This window comes from Arsukibacterium sp., assembly GCF_033721375.1.
Classification (GTDB): Bacteria; Pseudomonadota; Gammaproteobacteria; order Enterobacterales; family Alteromonadaceae; genus Alishewanella.
Map to the genome: position 1 here is coordinate 306,651 of NZ_JAWWAP010000003.1, position 17,670 is coordinate 324,320.

A 17,670-nucleotide genomic window follows, 5' to 3' on the forward strand; every position below is an offset into this window, starting at 1 on the left:
AACGTAAAGTTACTGGCAGCTGGACGACAAAAAATTTGCCAACAGCGTGATATATGCTATAAATGAAAGCGCTTACATCATACTAGACGGCTCTCACCAGCACGTCAATAAAAAACACTATTCACCCGAGGGGGACAAGATGGCAACTACACCATTACCAACCACGGCAGGCCTCAGTGCCAGCGGCGGCAATGAAAATTACCGCTTCGCACTGACCGCCCTGACCTCACTGTTTTTTATGTGGGGCTTTATCACCTGTCTGAATGACATTTTGATCCCCTACTTAAAAATGCTGTTCGATTTAAATTACACCCAGGCCATGCTGATCCAGTTCTGCTTTTTTGGTGCTTACTTTATTGTCTCTGTACCGGCCGGTATGCTGGTCAGTAAAATTGGTTATAAAGCCGGTATTGTTACCGGGTTACTGATCGCCGGCGCCGGCTGTCTGTTATTTGTGCCGGCTGCTGCAATGCATGTCTATGCGATGTTTCTGCTGGCGCTGTTTGTGCTGGCCTCAGGCATCACTATTTTGCAGGTGGCGGCTAACCCCTATGTCAGCGTGCTGGGCCAACCGGAAACGGCTTCCAGCCGGTTAACCATGACCCAGGCCTTTAACTCGCTGGGCACTACGGTAGCGCCTTTTTTCGGTGCCTGGTTAATTTTTGGTGGTTTGGACGCGCCTGAGCCGGTACCCGGCGCAGTGACAGAATCAACCGTCCAGTTACCTTATTTAATTCTGGCCGCCAGCCTGATTGTGCTGGCGCTGATTTTTGCCTGGTTAAAACTGCCGGCAATGGGTAAAAAAGACCCAACCGAAGCCTTACCGCTGGGCGGTGAAGCCTGGAAGCAACGGCATTTAATGCTGGGCGCGCTGGGTATTTTTGTCTACGTTGGTGCCGAAGTCGGTATTGGCAGTTTTCTGGTCAGCTACTTGTCGATGCCGGAAATTGGCGGAATGTCAAAAGGCGCGGCGTCGCACTATATTGCCTGGTACTTTGGCGGTGCTATGGTAGGCCGTTTTATCGGCGCTGTGGTAATGCAAAAAGTGAATGCCGGCAAAGTACTGGCCTTTAACGCCATTTGTGCGGTGTTGTTGCTGGCATTAACTATTTTATCGTCCGGCAAACTGGCGATGTGGTCACTGCTGCTGGTCGGACTGTGTAACTCTATTATGTTCCCGACCATTTTCAGTTTAGCCATTGCCGGCTTAAAACAGTACACCAGTCAGGGTTCCGGCATTTTATGCCTGGCCATTGTCGGCGGTGCCATTTTACCGCTGCTGCAAGGAGCATTAGCCGACAGCGTTGGTGTCCAGCTGGCCTTTATTCTGCCGTTGCTGTGTTATATCTATATTGCCTTTTACGGCTTAAACGGCTGTAAGCGCGACGTTAAAGCCACCGTAGTGCCGAAGGAGCCGTTATGATTTTCCAAAAACACCCTTTTTATTTAAAGCCTGTGCTGCTGGCAGGCGGCATCGCGCTGGCGCTGGCTGGCTGTAGTAAACCGGCGCCAGATTCAGCAGCGACAGAACCTGCCAGTAAAACGGCCACCAATATTGATATCTGGCCACAATTGCAGTTACCGGTAGCAAAGGATCCGGCCATTGAACAAGCCATCACTGATTTAATGGCCGATATGAGCCTGCCGCAAAAAATCGCTCAGATGATCCAGCCGGAAATTCGCGACATTACCGTCGACGATATGCGCCAGTATGGTTTTGGCTCCTATTTAAATGGTGGCGGCGCTTTTCCGAATGACGACAAGTATGCCACCCCGGCCGACTGGATAGCCCTGGCTGAAGCGATGTATCAGGCCTCGGTTGATGCCAGCCTGGATGGCAGCAGTATTCCCACCATGTGGGGCACCGATGCGGTGCATGGCCATAACAATGTGATTGGCGCGACTATTTTTCCACACAATATTGGCCTGGGCGCAGCCAATAACCCGGCATTAATAGAACAGATTGCCAAAGTCACCGCCCGCGAAGTGATGGTAACCGGTATTGACTGGGTATTTGCGCCAACTGTCGCGGTAGTGCGGGACGATCGCTGGGGCCGCACTTATGAGGGCTATTCAGAGCATCCGCAAATTGTCCACGATTATGCCGCGGCCATTGTTACCGGGTTACAGGGTGCTGCCGATGGCGACTTTCTAGGTGATGACAAGGTTATCAGTACCGTTAAGCATTTTGTTGGCGATGGCGGCACTACCGGCGGCATTGACCAGGGCAATACTGAAGTCACTGAACAACACTTGTTTGATATTCATGCCCAGGGCTATGTCGGCGGCCTGCAGGCCGGTGCCCAGTCGGTAATGGCGTCATTTAACAGCTGGAATGGCAGCAAAATTCATGGCGATAAGTATTTACTGACTGATGTGCTGAAAAAGCAGATGGGCTTTGATGGCTTTATTGTCGGCGACTGGAATGGCCATGGCCAGATCCCGGGCTGCACAAATGAAAACTGCCCGCAGGCAGCCAATGCCGGCCTGGATATTTATATGGTGCCCACTGCTGCCTGGAAGCCGTTGTACCATAACCTGATTGACCAGGTTGAAGCCGGTGACATCAGCATGCAACGGGTAGATGACGCAGTACGGCGTATTTTGCGGGTTAAAATGCGCGCCGGCTTATTCGATAAAGCCAGCCCGGCTAAGCGGCCGCTGGCTGGTAAAACCGAATTGATTGGCGCCGAAGCTCACCGTGCAGTAGCGCGCGACGCAGTGCGTCAATCGTTGGTATTGCTGAAAAACCACAACCAGTTATTACCGTTAAATCCAACACAGCGGCTGCTGGTGACCGGGGGGGGTGCAGACAATATTGGCCAGCAAGCCGGTGGCTGGACCATCAGCTGGCAGGGTACCGGTAACACCAACGCAGATTTCCCGGGTGGCAGTTCCATTTATGACGGTATAGCGCGCCAGGTTAACGCAGCAGGCGGTAGCGTTGAGCTTTCAGTCGATGGCAGCTATCAGCAGAAACCTGATGTGGCGATTGTGGTGTTTGGTGAAGAGCCTTACGCTGAGGGCAATGGCGATCTGGATAACCTGGAATATCAGCGCGGTAATAAAACGGATTTAGCGCTGCTTAACAAGTTAAAAGCAGAGGGTATCCCGGTGGTGTCGCTGTTTATCAGTGGCCGGCCGCTGTGGGTAAACCCTGAGCTGAATGCCTCTGATGCCTTTGTCGCCGTCTGGCTGCCGGGCAGTGAAGGCGAAGGGGTGGCAGACGTAATTCTGGCCAATGCCGACGGCTCTGTGCAGTATGATTTTCACGGTAAGTTATCTTTTTCCTGGCCAGCCAGCCCGCAGCAAACTGCTGTTAACTATGGCGATACCGATTATAAGCCATTACTGCCTTATGGCTTTGGCCTGCGTTATGGCGATAAAGACGTATTGACCGCCGAGCTGTCAGAGCAGATAGAGCAGAGCACCCAGTTAACTGAACTGGCTATTTTTGAACGGTCTCCCCGCTCGCCATGGCAGTTGCAACTGCAAAGTGGTAACGGCAATGCCATTGACAGCGCGATGGTCAGTAGCAGTATTCAGCAGTTAGGGGCGATCAACAGCCGCACCTTTGATAAAGAGGTGCAGGAAGATGCCCGCCGTTTTGAGTTTGATGGCAGTGCCAGCGCAGCATTCAGCTTTATTAGTCCGTTTCCACGCGACTTAAGAGCCTATGCCGAAGCTGACAGCCAGTTAACGGTGCTGGTAAAGCGCCAGGGTGACGTACCTGCAACGGTTATGCTGGGCATGGCCTGTGGCGATGACTGCGGCGGCAACGTCAATATCAGCGAAGCACTGGCTGCCATGCCGGACGACCAATGGCAACCATTGGCAGTTAATTTAAGCTGCCTGCAGCAGCAGGGACTGAATCTGGGCCAGGTGTTTCAGGTATTGTCAGTACAAACCAGCGGTAAGTTAACCCTTAGCCTGGCTGATGCCAGAATCAGCCCGCTAGCTGATAAGCAGCATACTGTGGTGTCTTGCCAGTAACGACCTGGTGTTAAAGCAAAGCTTAAGGGCGCCCGCGGGCGCCCTTTTTTAAATCCTCTCAACTATCATTCCCTCTGTACTGAGTTGCTAAGACTAATACTAACTCCGAGACGCACAGTGACTGGTGTAGCCGCTAAGATCGGTGCAGAGGCTAGGGGGCTGGAGATACTTACTTCACCGCCTTCAAGGATCACATCCCTGTGCCCTTTCAGGCTCCGCGGCATCCATGCCGCTGTTACGTAAGCACACCAACCCCCAGCCGTGCTAGATCGATGTAAATGTCAGGTCAATTAAGAAATTCAGCGCAAAAAAAAGTGCCCGCAAGCGGGCACTAAACCGGAGTTACAACAGGGAGGGTATTACAGTATGATCAATTGCCCATGGTGTATCTGACACCAATGGCATACCGTGGACCATATTGCGCAGCACTTAAGAACTGTCTTTCGAACCGGCCATAGCTACGCTCGGTTTCATTGGTCAGGTTAATGCCTTCAAAGAATACAGTCAGGTTTTCATTAATGTCGTAGTTAACGCTTAAATCCCACTGTAAGTATTCTTCAACATAATTAGGCGGCGCATCGGTGGTATCCGGCTGGCCCTGTCCCGCCAGATATTCGTCTCGCCATGCGGCCGTTAACCGGACCGACAAGCCTTGTTTCTCGTAGAAGACCTGCCAGTTGGCCGAGTTACTCAGACCGGGCAGAATCGCCTGTGCCGCCAACACGAAATTATCGTACTCTACGTCACCGTCCACCAGTGTGCCGTTTATTCCTGTACCGAAGCCACTGTCCCCAAACACGTGCTGCACTGCAAACTCCAGGCCGTTTACCTTCCTGGCACCGACGTTTTCAGGGGAGTTGATTGTCCACTCAATCAGCGGATCGGTAGCAGGATCAGGTAACACCCGGTTGTTTTCACCGATACCCACACCATTGGCAACAATCTCATTGTAAATGGCTGCATCAGTGGCCTGCTCGCCACGCGCCTCGATGGCCGCAACCGCATTATTCCAACGCTGGCCCTGATAAACGTCATGTAAGCCTTCGAAGGTTGTGGTGACTTGTGAGTTATCGATCCAATCGTCAACGTCTTTCCAGAACAGGCCTATGGCCGCATAGCTCGCCTCGCCATAGTAATATTCCAGCGACAGATCCAGGTTAGTTGACTCAAATGGCTTCAGATTAGGGTTGCCACGGCTACCACTTCTGGCGCCTATCTTGGGTGAAGGCGTCAGACTAAGGTTGCCCAGCATCTGCCCAAGGGTGGGCCGGGTAATGGTCTTGCCTGCCGAGAAGCGCCCAACCCAATCTTCAGCAATATCCACTTTCACGTCAAACATCGGCAGCAGTAAGTCATAGTTACCGGTGAACTCAACCTCCACCAGGTCGCCGCCACCGGCGAACTGAGTCAGCCACTCCGACCCGCCGGCCCAATAGACATATTCAGGCACGCGGCTCTTGGCCGGGCTGACAATGTCGGTTTCTTCGTAGCGTAAACCAAGGTTCACATCAACATAGTAACCTTTAACGTCAAATTCCCACTCGGTTGAAACATACAGGCTGACTGTTTCTTCTTCGATGCTATTCACCGGGAACATGTCCGGCCCGAATGAGCCAATCACGTACGCATCAGCACCCAGCACATCCTCTGTCAGGAAGGCCATTTGGCGGGTGATGGCTTCATCGATATCATAGGTATAAGCATACCCGGGCGATACCCCCGCTGGTCCGAAGGAAAATTCATCCAGGAAGTTACTCAGATCAACACGGGTAAACATGCTGTCCGGGAAGATTTCGGCAAAGGTGCCATTGTTGAATCCCGGTGCGTTGGCGTTGTTGGAGCCGCCAGAGCCACTCAGAGATTGTTCGGTGTAAGCCGCACCGAATGAAACACCCCTCAGGCCATAACCTAATTCGGGCAGCCAATTGCCGTCAAACTGATACTGGGTGACTTCTGATTCACCCGGGGTACGGGTGAAGATGCTGAAGTTTGATCCTATTTCATTGGGACTGAGTTCATTGGAGCCATTTTGCCACCTGATGTTGTAGCCAGGAATATCACCTTCGCGGAAAAAATATTCTTTTGATGACAGCGCGGCCGATCCCAGAATAACCCGAGCCTGTGCCCCCAATCCCTTATCCTTACCATTGTCTGTGGTGGTTTTAGAGGTATGTGCATCAAAGCTGAAGTTTAATGCGTCAGAAAACGCCCAATCAATATTAAAACCAGTGGCCTTTGAGTCAACTTCGCCGGTTTCCCTGAAGCCGGTAAAAGAGCCGTCATCACCTGATGAGTTGTAATAAATGGCCGTGCCATTTTCATCTAACTCATAGGCATTGGCGTTGCCGCCGAAGGAACCGTTCCATACCCCCCAGGACAGCGAGTTATTGCCAGTCACCGCATTAGAAATGGTGTGATCCAGGGTCAGGATCACATCATCCGTTGCCGCAAACTGAAAGGTTACCTGACCATTGGTACGCTCGCGCTGAATATCGTCGCGGGCGAAACTGATCTCCTGCGGAAAGAATGCTGCCGCGATAGGTTGTAAAACACCATCATCATCGGGTGCCCAGAAACGGGGAATAACCTCGCCGTTGGCATCCATCGGCCGGCCATCCATAATATCCGACTCATCCACCGACAAGGAAGGGTTTAACTGCCAGGAGCGGACATTGGCCGACTGCCGCTGGAAATCTCTGCGGTGGAAAGAGAAGTTAGCGGTGACACCGAAACGGTCATCCATAAAGGTATTGCTGTAAATACCCGCTACTTCAGGAGTCACGTCGTCACCGGCTTTATTCGAGGAGTCATGCAACCCCTTCGCCATAATAGAGTAGCGCTCTCCCGGGTTCTGGAAGGGTTTAGCGGTAACAATATTGACCGTTGCACCCAGGCCACCTGTTGGTATATCTGCCCGGGCGGTTTTATATACTTCTAACGCACTGACGCCTTCGGAAGATAAGTTTTCGAAGTTAAATGACCGGGTAAAACCTGTTCCCGCCATCTGACGGCCATTAAGTGTAACCAGGTTGAATTCAGGACCAAAGCCCCTTACGGTAATCTGACTGCCTTCACCGTTTGCCCGACTCACCGACACCCCGGTAATACGCTGCAACGATTCGGCCAGGTTAGTGTCCGGGAACTTACCCATTTCCTCGGCAGAAATGGCATCCACCACGCCCGAGGCATCGCGTTTTATGTCCATCGAACGCGCTAAACTGCCGCGAATACCCTTTACCTGAATAATTTCGACATTGACGTCCTGTGCCTGCTCTTGTTCTGCTTCCTGCGCCTGCACCGGCATTAGCAGGCCGGCTGTCAGTACGACTGATACCGCAATGGCAACCTGGCTTTTATTAAATAATATTGGTTTCATAATGGTTTTACTCTCGTCGCACTGATTAGTTATTAGAAATTTCAACGTTATCAATCTGATATACTGCACCCGAGCCAGTACCCCAGGCCGGGAACACCATAATCACGTTGATGTCGCTGATATCTAAGCCAGCGTCAAACAGGCTCTGCAGTGAAAAGCTATAGCGCTGCCACTCACCGGTAACCGGGGCCTGGTCATTGTTGCCAGCGGCTAATGGCAGCTCAACCGCACTGGCAGCACCAGTCGATTCAATTTTAAATATCCAGCTTGAATCCGGATTAGCCGGCGCATCCACCACCCGCATATCAAAACTGACGCTGCCGCTGGCCAGTAATGGCGTGGCGTCATACGACACAGTTTCGTCGGCTAAGATACCCTGCACCGTTTCTGGCGAACCCAGCACTGAAAATTGCGCTACATTGCCATAAGGTGCACCGGCATCCACTACCTGCGGGGTTGAACCTGCGCAGCAATCCCACAGGCTCCAGTCTGGATGAACTGCATCGCGGAACAGAGTTATCGGACCATTTGCGCTGGCGTTAGGATTAAAGATCCGGACATTGTCCACGCGGTACACTGCACCATTGCCGGTATCCCAGGCTGGGAATACCAGCAGTACGTCAATAGCACTGATATCCAATCCGGCGTCAGACAAGCTTTGAATGCTAAAGGTATAAGTGGCCCACTCACCAGTAACCGGCTCAACGCCGCCATTGCCAGCACTTAATGGCAATTCAACGAATGATTCACCACCGTCTGCTTCTATTTTAAACAGCCAGCTTGAATCAGGATTTGTAGGTGCATTAACCACTTTTACTTCAAATTGCACGACGCCTTCGCTTAATAACGCTGAAGCATCAAACGGTTCAGCAGCGGCTTCAAGCAAACGCGTATTAAAGCCCATTACTGTTGGTGTGGCGCCAATAGCAAACTCGGCAGTAAGACCATGTTCTGCGTCATCCATTACTTCAACCGGGGTAGTACCGCCACAACAATCCCACATTGGCCAGGCCGGGTTTTGCTCGTCTGTAAAGATAGTTAACTCTGGTGAGGCGGCATCAGGCTGGGCGATTTTGACATTATCGACCCGGTAGACAGCACCGTTACCGGTATCCCAGGCTGGGAAGATCATAATTGCGTCAATGGCAGACAGATCCAGACCGGCATCAGCCAGCATTTGCAGCGGGAAGGTATAGGTTTGCCATTCGCCGGTTACCGGAGAAATACCTTCACTGCTGGTGGTAATTGGCAGTTCAGCAAAGCTGGAGTTATTATTACTCTCAACTTTAAATATCCAGGTTGAGGCTGGGTTTGACGGCGCTGATACCACCTGCATATCAAAACTGATGCTGCCCTGCTCAATTAACGGCGAGGCATCAAATGGGCTGGGCACCCCTTCCTCATCAGTAATAAAAGCCGAGCGGGTAATAAAGCCATTTACGGTAGGCTGGGCGTTGACCACAAACTCATACACATTGCCACGGTCGGCCACTTCAACCAGCGCCGGGGTAGAACCCCCACAGCAATCCCAGGCAGGCCAGTTCGGGTTCGGTGTATCAGCAAAAATAATCAGGTTTTGCGCGACACCGGTTGAAGGCGGTGAAGGAATTGGCGCTTCGCCAATTACCAGAGTTTCTTCATCTTTATAGCCGGCCCGTACCGTTTCACAGCCTTTACCACTGTCTAAGTCCTGGCCGCACTGGTATACCCGCACGTAATCTATTTCATAGGTCTGGCCATCTGCAAAGGCTTCGGCATCAATACCCAGATTGTTTACGTTTTCCGGCCAGTTGCCACCCACTGCTAAGTTCAGCAATAAGTGAAAACGCTGATCAAATGGCGCACTATTCCATTTCGTTTCCAGCTCGCCGGTAACAATGTCAAAATTCTCTGAAAACCAGCCACGATGGCTCAGGCCAACGGCCTCACCACGGCTGTTAAAGCGTACTTTTGACGCCATCTGCGTTTGATACAGATAACCGTCAACATACCAGCGAATTTCACCTTCGTTCCATTCAATGGCATAGGTATGAAAATCATCTGCCGGGTTCATTCCCTCTGGCAGCTGATAGGCTTTGCCCGAACTGGCATTATTCGGCCAGGCACGACCATAATGCAGCGTGCCATGGACGTTGGCTTCCGCCACGCCATCTTCACCGGCCACTTTCAGGTTAACCGCTTCAACAATGTCGATTTCGCCAGATTTCGGCCATTCGCCGTAAACGTTATCAGTAGGCAACATCCAGAACGCCGGCCAGCTGCCCTGGCCTGACGGCAACTTGGCACGCATTTCAAAGCGGCCGTATTTCCAGTCTCCCTGGTACTTGGTATTTAACCGGGCCGACGTATAAGGCAACGGTGCCCCTTCTTCTGCCGGCAGGGCGACAATTTTCAGGGTGCCGTCTGACACAAACGAATTGTCCGGGCTGTCGGTATAGCATTGCTTTTCGTTATTACCGCCACCGGCGCAATTTATTTCATGCGTCCATTTATCGTCATCAATGCTGGTACCGTCAAATTCGTCACTCCATACCAGTTGCCAGTCACTTACCGGCTCGGTTGGGTTAACCGCCGTTAAATCGGTTGAAGTAGCGGTATCGCCACCACATCCGGCCAGGCCTGCCGCCATTAGTAAGGCGGTTAACGTTGAAATCTGTTTCATTTTAGTAATCATCCCCTGGGTCTTTGCTACCTGCTGACTGAAACGCCAACACCAATAAAGGTATCTGCAACATAAAAATGTAAGCGCTTACAAAAGGTAGATGATTAAATTTCAGCCGTCAATAGCGCTGCGATAAAAAGCCGGACCAAAGCGGTGCAATTTATTGCAGCAACATGACTTTTTCATTAAATTTCAAAGATTAAGCATGCACCAATAAAAAAGGGCCCTAAGGCCCTTTGCTAAATTTTGGTGCAGCTTATTCGACAGTTACCGATTTCGCCAGGTTACGTGGCTGGTCGACATCGGTGGGTTGTTGACGCGACTAGGCAGACAATCCATATGTTCGTTATTGTGGCTTGCTCATCATTGATGAACAGTAGTCGCTGGTGAACAAGATATTAATCTGCATAAAACGTTTTCCTTAGTTGCACTAAAAGTTAAGATAGCGCTCTTGTTGCTACGGATAGCCTGTTATGACTAAACCGCATTACTTTTACGCTACGTTACTGATAGCGTTGCTGATTTTTATCGCCTGTTTAATGATGAACGGCCCAATGCGGCCAGGCTTGCCAGTGGGTGATGACCTGGCAACACGGCTGGCATATATCAATAGCAACCTGATGCTATGGCAACTGGGTTGGCTCAGTTGGATGTTAGCCGCCCTGAGCTTGCTGGCATTTGCGGTAATGCTATCTACCGCTCTGCAGCGTGGCGCAGCCCGCCAGTATGGCGTGTTATTGGTGGCACTGGGTATGGCGCCGGATCTGATGGCCGAAACTTTGTATGCCTTTGTAATGCCGCAGGTATCGGTTAGCAATATCGCGCTGCTGCAATTTATTGACGCTCTGGCCATGCACCTGACCGGCTTTTTGGGCAATGGTTTGTATAATATCGGCGGCATGCTGCTAACGTTGGCATTGCTCAAACAGCAGCCGGTATTAAAAGTCTGGCTGTATCCGGGCATCGTTGCCTGGCTACTGGGCCTGGGCTTGTCGGTTAGCATCGCGCTGCAACAGCTGGTATTAGCCGAGTATTTTACCGCCGCCAGCATGGTGCTAAGCACCCTGTGGTTTGTGCTGATTGCCTGGAAACTGTGGGGAGGCACGCATGTACGCCGCGCTTAAGGTTATCCATTTAGGCTCGCTAATTATGTGGTTAGGCCCGGCCATCGGCTCTTGGCTGGTATTACGTTATATGCAGCAGCATGAGGGCGAGCTTGCGCCAGCTACCGCTAAGGTGTACCGGGTGTTTTTCTGGACCATTACACTGGAGCATATTGCACTTTGCACATTACTATTGAGCGGTGCGGCGATGGCATTTAAGTTTGGCTTTATTGCTATGCCGTGGTTGCAGCAAAAGCTATGGCTGGTGCTGCTTATTATTGTACCGCTGGAAATTGTCGATATCTGGCTGGGTAACTGGAAGGTAAAAAAGCTCACCGAAAAGCGCAGCAAAGGGGCAACACTGTCGCATCGTGACCAGGCGATGATCAGCTTTTACCATAAAGGCTTTACCAATCTGGCACTCATCACGCTACCGGTCACGGTACTGGTAATTATGTGGTTGGCGGTGTCGAAACAAGTGATTTGGTGAGACTGGGGTATCAATTTTAATTTTGACCTGAACCCAATTATTCAAGACCTGAATTATCAGCACGGGAGGCTGTAAACTTGTATAAATTTTGTCCTCATTGTAATAAACACAGGCTATCTGTCTGGAGAAATATTTTTCTTCACCCAACACTTTCATCCGAGTGCCCCAATTGCGAGCAACACTATGTACTTTCCAAATTGGGATTCTTATATCGAACTGCGTTTTTTATGATTTTTATTGGCCTGGCGAGTTACCTGCTTGCTGATATGTATAACCACAAACACGTTATTCTCTGGAGTACCCCCTTTGGTTTGCTACTGAGCTCTTTCATATCGAATCCAGTAAAATATAAACGTGACAAGCCAGCAGCTCGTTAAAACAGATGCTCAGTTCTGAGTAACACTTTAGATATAAAAATTGATAGAGACAGATCTCTGCTACCGCATAAGAATAAAAAAGGCCATCACAGTATACTGTTGATGGCCTTAATGTTTTTAGCGATTGTTATTCAACCGTAACTGATTTTGCCAAATTACGTGGCTGGTCTACGTCGGTGCCTTTGATAATGGCAACGTAATAGCTCAGTAACTGCAATGGCAGGGTGTAAACAATCGGCGCCAGGATATCAGCAACGTGCGGTACGTTAATCACCCGCATGGTGGCGTCTGACTGGAATTTGGCGTCAGTATCGGCGAATACGTAAAGAATACCGCCGCGGGCCCGCACTTCTTCAACGTTCGATTTTAACTTTTCCAGCAAATCGTTATTCGGTGCCACTACAATAATCGGCATCTGGGCGTCAATCAGTGCCAGCGGGCCGTGCTTTAACTCACCGGCGGCATAAGCTTCCGCGTGAATGTAGGAAATTTCTTTTAACTTCAACGCCCCTTCCATCGCGATAGGGTACTGATCGCCACGGCCTAAAAACAGCGCATGATGCTTATCAGCGAACTCTTCGGCCAGCGCTTCAATTTGCGGTGCCAGCGCCAGAGTTTGCTCCAGTTTGCCCGGTAAGCTTTTCAAAGCTTCGGTCAGCTCCTGCTGCTGCGCCGCAGTTAAACCATTATATTTACCAATGGCCAGGGTCAGCATGGCTAAACCCACCAGCTGGGTGGTAAAGGCTTTGGTAGACGCTACGCCAATTTCAGCGCCGGCGCGGGTCATAAAGGCTAAGTCGGATTCACGTACCAGCGATGAGCCCGCCACGTTACAGATAGTTAAGCTGCCAACATAGCCGGCTTCTTTGGCCAGACGCAGTGCCGCCAGGGTATCGGCCGTTTCGCCCGACTGCGAAATGCTGACCAGTAAACTGTTTGGCTGGACGAATGATTTGCGGTAACGGAATTCAGAGGCAATTTCGACGTTGCAGGAAATACCGCCTAATGATTCTAACCAGTAGCGCGCCACCATACCGGAGTGATAACTGGTGCCACAGGCAACAATTTGTACGTGCTTCACCTGTTTAAACAGCTCAGCTGCGCCATTACCAAAGGTTTCATCCAGCACCGAGTCGCTGCTTAAGCGGCCTTCCAGCGTGTTGTTAATGGCAGTGGGCTGCTCATAAATTTCTTTCAGCATAAAGTGACGGTACTGGCCTTTGTCGCCGGCATCGTAACTAACGTTAGACTCATGCACTTCACGCTCAACGGCCTGGCCATCTTTATCAAAAATGCTGACGCTATGGCGGGTGATTTCTGCCACATCGCCTTCTTCCAGAAAAATAAAACGGCGGGTAACCGGCAATAACGCCAGCTGATCAGAGGCGATAAAGTTCTCGCCAATGCCCAGGCCAATCACCAGTGGGCTGCCAGAACGCGCTACCACTACCCGGCTGGCATCGGTTTTATCCAACAGCACAGTGCCGTAAGCACCATGTAGTTGTTTTACCGATTTTTGTACCGCCGCCAGCAGTGAACCAGCGCTTTTCAGCTCTTCTTCCACTAAGTGGGCGATAACTTCGGTGTCGGTGTCTGAAGTAAATACATAGCCTTTGGCTTTCAGGGCATCACGTAACGGGCTATGGTTTTCAATAATACCGTTATGCACCACGGTAATGTTGCTGGAGACATGCGGGTGCGCGTTGCGTTCACTCGGCTCGCCATGGGTGGCCCAGCGGGTATGGGCAATGCCGGTACCGCCGGTGGCTGGTGTCAGGGCAACGGCATCTGCTAACTCTTTCACTTTGCCTAAGCGGCGTAAGCGGGTCAGCTCACCACTGGCACTTACCACAGCAACACCTGCCGAGTCATAACCGCGGTACTCCAGGCGGCGCAGGCCTTCAACCAGAATATCCACTACATCACGTTGCGCTACAGCGCCGACTATTCCACACATACTTTCTCTCCGTCAATCCGTTAAAATTAGCTTAATTTGAGCGGGTGAGTCAGGCCTGAACCCTGATCACCTTCACACCTTGTTCGGTTATGGTGGCAGCGGCGGCATCGCTTAGGCCGTCGTCGCTTACCAGCACTTTTACCATGTCCCAGGGCAGTTCCAGATTATGAATTTTCCGCCCCAGCTTATCTGATTCCAGCATCACAATGACTTCGCGGGCGCATTCGGCCATAACCCGGCTTAAACTGTACAGTTCGTTGTAAGTGGTGGTACCGCGGGCCAGATCGATACCATCAGCGCCAATAAACAGCTGGTCAAAATCATAGGCGCGTAATACCTGCTCAGCCAGCTGGCCCTGAAAGGCCTCTGATTGCGGATCCCAGGTGCCACCGGTCATCAGCAGAGTGGGTTCGTTTTCCAGCTCGCGCAAGGCATTGGCAATACCCAGTGAGTTAGTCATGACCACCAGGCCCTGTTTGCCGGCCAGCTCTGGCAACAGGGCGGCGGTGGTGCGGCCGCTATCAATAATAATCCGGTAATGATCTTTAATCAGACCGGCAGCGGCTTTGGCAATTGCCAGCTTTCGCTTTGAAACTTTCTCGAAACTGGAGTCGGCAATAAAATCCTGCGGTACCGGCACCGCGCCACCGTAACGGCGCAACAGCAAGCCTGCCTGCTCCAGTACCGTTAAGTCTTTACGAATTGTTACTTCTGATGTCTGAAATCGCTCGGCCAGCTGCTCAACCGACAGTTCACCCTGCTGCTGCAACTGACTGACAATAAGATGACGCCGTTGTTGAGTATTGCGTTTATTCATTGGCTTCGCTTATTGACTTGTTAGAGTATCGATTCTTTCGGTTAAGTTTCAAATCGAAAGATATTTTAGAGATCTGCGGCCAGATTGCAAGTCGCTGTTGTAATTAACAGCAAAAAAATGCGGTAATAACGCAATATTCTTAATGATAACTATTTGCATTTGCACCAAGCCTGGTTTATAGTCTGTTGCGTCACGGACTGACACAGACTGGCCCCCGGATGGGCCGTCTCTGGTCGTTGTTTTACTTGTCTTGCACTTTGGGGTAGCTGACGCTGCCCCTTTTTTTATGCATTCAGTACAGACTTTTTTGTCTTCGCTTGTTAACGGCCAGGACTAAACGCCAACCTGCCGTCCTGCACTGCCATATTTACCGGTACTGCGGTGAGCAATTTAACGGTAGGGTTGGTTTGGTCCAGCCGGTACACCGGATTAGACGCCAGATAGCCATTAACCAGTTGCAGCAACTCATTGCTTACCGGTGCTAAGTTACCGCGATAACCCGCCGCTTCAATACTGGAGTCAAGCAGCTTTACCGAGCGGATAAAAATGGCTTTTTCAGTGGCGTCATAATAAGGCGCCCCTTCTATCTGTAACTGCAAACTCGCAGGGTAACTTAAGCCAAACAATGACAGCACCGCTGACGCATCGGTATTAATCCGCACCAGATCACTGTTATCTGGGCCAATATCAACCTGCATTTTTTCTACCGCCATTTTCAGCGGAATACCTGCCACATTCGCCTGGCGGGTCAGTTTCGGTAGCTGCGATGTCAGCATCTGCTCTAAGTCTGCCTCGCTGACGTTATAAGTTGATAGCGAGCCCAGCTGGGCACAACCTGCCAGCAGCAGAATCAATATTAAACCAATTAAACGATGCATAAGTTATCCCTGTTAAACAAATATCCGGCTAACACAGTACCGGTTGAAGCTTAGTATAACCTGAATAGGTAGCTATCTAATGGCTAGCATTCATAACCGGACAGTTGCAGCTGCCGAAACAATCGGTATTATTAGCGCTTTCCGACGTATTTGACAGGATGTCTGATGTATCTATTAAACCCTGACCACTGGCTAAAACTTAAATCGTTTTATTTTCAGAATCCTGGTCGCTGCTACGGCGCATTGATAGCTTTAGCCGTCAGCGCCTTGTATGTCTGGCAGCAGAATTACATGCCGGCATTGGTCATGCTCGGTGTAATGATTCACTGCCTTACATATGACAAAAGCCAGCAGCAATGGCAACATGCTGAATTCGTGACTGATGTTTTTACCCAGTTAAAACTGGAACAGCAAATGCTTCACGTGAAACATCGGCAACTGCAAATAGCCGATATAAAGAAAGTGGTACTGGATCAATTAGATGAACAGCAGGCTATTATCGACTTTCCCTTTAATGTTTATCAGAAGCTGGCCATGCGCTTTCCGGCCAGCCAATTGCCTGCTTTGCAACAATGGCTGAATCAGCATCTGCCATTGGCCCAAGTTATCAAATAGCCAGGCGCGCCAATTCACACTGGCTATACCAGCAGGCACAGCCCAATCAGCAAAAGTTATGGTATGCTCAGCCCGCTAAATCAAGATCTGTATAACAGCTAATAAAAAACGAGAACCCACTATGCAACTGATCCTGAAACTGATTGCCGGTATTGTCCTGGGCATGCTGCTAGGCTTATATGCGCCGCATTGGCTTACCCAAATTCTGATCACCTTTAAAGCCCTGTTTGGTCAGCTATTATTTTTTACCATTCCACTGCTGATTTTATTTTTTATCACCAGCGGTATTGCCGCCCTGCCACAACGTTCCGGCAGACTGCTAAGCCGTACCTTGGGTATTGCATATTTGTCGACCATTTTGGCCGGTACCCTGGCGTTTCTGGTGGCTGCAGTGGTGGTGCCGATGCTGGCTCCTGCCGGAGAAACTACCGGCACCGGCGTGGTCGCCAATTTAACACCCTATATTGAAATGAATATTCCGCCGGTATTCGGCATTATGACCGCCCTGGCACTGGCCTTTATTTTTGGTTTAGGAATTGCGGCGACTCAGGCGCAGCAGCTGAAACAGCTGTCCGATCAGGGTCGTGATATTATCCAGTTGCTGCTGTTGAAAGTAATCATTCCATTGTTGCCATTCTATATTGCCGGGGTATTTGCCCAGTTAGCCGCAGCCGGTACCGTGTTTCAAACACTGCAAACCTTTGGCGTTGTGCTTATTCTGGCGATTCTGCTGCACTGGCTGTGGATTATTGTGCTGTACAGCATTGCCGGTGTTAAAGCCGGTAAATCGCCACTGCTGCTGATTAAAAACATGCTGCCAGCCTATTTCACCGCCTTAGGCACCATGTCGAGCGCGGCCACCATTCCGGTATCACTGCAGGCTACCAAAGCTAATGGTGTAAAACCTAATATTGCCGATTTTACCGTGCCGCTATGTGCTACTACTCACTTAGCCGGCTCAACTATTACTATTGTCAGCTGCGCCGTAGCGGTAATGGTGATGCAAAATGGCCTGGAGATTCCGTCACTGCTTACCATGCTACCGTTTATTTTAACCTTAGGCGTAGTAATGCTGGCCGCACCCGGCGTGCCGGGTGGTGCAGTAATGTCGGCCGTTGGTCTGTTAGGCTCAATGCTTGGCTTTGGTGAAGCTGCGGTAGCGATGATGATAGCGCTGTATATGGCACAGGACAGCTTTGGTACCGCCTGTAATGTTACCGGTGATGGCGCTATTGCGGTGCTGGTTGATAAGGCTGAATAGTTTTGAGAAAGGCTGACAGGTTGCAACTCCCGTTCCGGCTCGCCACAGCAAGTAGCGTGAGCATCCTGCCCACGCCCTTGCAGGCCAGCAAAGCTGTTCAAATTCGCTCCAGACGAATTTGTCGCCCTTTGCCTGCGGCAG

Annotated in this window: 11 protein-coding genes; 6 read left to right on the plus strand and 5 right to left on the minus strand. The window is 50.7% G+C overall.

What is annotated here, in order from left to right; translation table 11 throughout:
• Nucleotides 1–139: 139 nt before the first annotated feature.
• Both R3187_RS06505 and R3187_RS06510 read left to right on the plus strand, forming a co-directional pair.
• A complete protein-coding gene (locus R3187_RS06505) occupies nt 140–1,423 on the plus strand; it encodes a sugar MFS transporter (RefSeq protein WP_318965880.1) in 1,284 nt (427 codons plus the stop codon).
• The gene (locus tag R3187_RS06510; RefSeq protein ID WP_318965881.1) at nt 1,420–3,993 is read left to right on the plus strand and encodes a glycoside hydrolase family 3 N-terminal domain-containing protein; all 2,574 of its coding nucleotides are present in this window, start codon (nt 1,420–1,422) and stop codon (nt 3,991–3,993) included. The genes R3187_RS06505 and R3187_RS06510 overlap by 4 nt, the downstream gene beginning before the upstream one ends.
• A 370-nt stretch (nt 3,994–4,363) precedes the next feature.
• Here the strand turns inward: R3187_RS06510 and R3187_RS06515 are convergent, their stop codons facing one another.
• Nucleotides 4,364–7,369 carry a TonB-dependent receptor gene (locus R3187_RS06515; protein WP_318965882.1) on the minus strand — a complete coding sequence of 1,002 codons (3,006 nt, stop codon included), beginning with the start codon at nt 7,367–7,369 and terminating at the stop codon, nt 4,364–4,366.
• Between the two features lie 25 nt (nt 7,370–7,394).
• Nucleotides 7,395–10,031 (minus strand): family 16 glycosylhydrolase, encoded by a 2,637-nt coding sequence (locus tag R3187_RS06520; protein WP_318965883.1) that lies wholly within the window; start codon nt 10,029–10,031, stop codon nt 7,395–7,397.
• 473 nt (nt 10,032–10,504) lie between these two features.
• Between R3187_RS06520 and R3187_RS06525 the strand changes: the two genes are divergently transcribed.
• Together R3187_RS06525 and R3187_RS06530 are read left to right on the plus strand one after the other, a co-directional pair.
• Nucleotides 10,505–11,155, plus strand: coding sequence for a hypothetical protein (locus tag R3187_RS06525; protein ID WP_318965884.1), 651 nt, complete (start codon nt 10,505–10,507; stop codon nt 11,153–11,155).
• Nucleotides 11,139–11,624 (plus strand): DUF2269 domain-containing protein, encoded by a 486-nt coding sequence (locus R3187_RS06530; protein ID WP_318965885.1) that lies wholly within the window; start codon nt 11,139–11,141, stop codon nt 11,622–11,624. The genes R3187_RS06525 and R3187_RS06530 overlap by 17 nt, the downstream gene beginning before the upstream one ends.
• A 504-nt stretch (nt 11,625–12,128) precedes the next feature.
• Here R3187_RS06530 and glmS read toward each other — a convergent pair.
• From glmS to R3187_RS06545, 3 genes are all read right to left on the minus strand, one after another.
• Nucleotides 12,129–13,958 carry a glutamine--fructose-6-phosphate transaminase (isomerizing) gene (glmS, locus tag R3187_RS06535; RefSeq protein WP_318965886.1) on the minus strand — a complete coding sequence of 610 codons (1,830 nt, stop codon included), beginning with the start codon at nt 13,956–13,958 and terminating at the stop codon, nt 12,129–12,131.
• A gap of 49 nt (nt 13,959–14,007) precedes the next feature.
• On the minus strand, nt 14,008–14,775 hold the full coding sequence (locus R3187_RS06540) for a DeoR/GlpR family DNA-binding transcription regulator (RefSeq protein WP_318965887.1): 768 nt from the start codon (nt 14,773–14,775) through the stop codon (nt 14,008–14,010).
• Between the two features lie 320 nt (nt 14,776–15,095).
• Nucleotides 15,096–15,653: a DUF1439 domain-containing protein gene (locus R3187_RS06545; RefSeq protein WP_318965888.1), complete on the minus strand. Its 558-nt coding sequence runs from the start codon at nt 15,651–15,653 to the stop codon at nt 15,096–15,098.
• A gap of 165 nt (nt 15,654–15,818) precedes the next feature.
• On the opposite strand from R3187_RS06545, the gene R3187_RS06550 reads away from it, so the two are divergent.
• Both R3187_RS06550 and R3187_RS06555 read left to right on the plus strand, forming a co-directional pair.
• Nucleotides 15,819–16,268 (plus strand): hypothetical protein, encoded by a 450-nt coding sequence (locus R3187_RS06550; protein ID WP_318965889.1) that lies wholly within the window; start codon nt 15,819–15,821, stop codon nt 16,266–16,268.
• 121 nt (nt 16,269–16,389) lie between these two features.
• Entirely contained in the window at nt 16,390–17,529 is a 1,140-nt protein-coding gene (locus R3187_RS06555) for a dicarboxylate/amino acid:cation symporter (protein ID WP_318965890.1), read from the plus strand.
• Nucleotides 17,530–17,670: the final 141 nt, after the last annotated feature.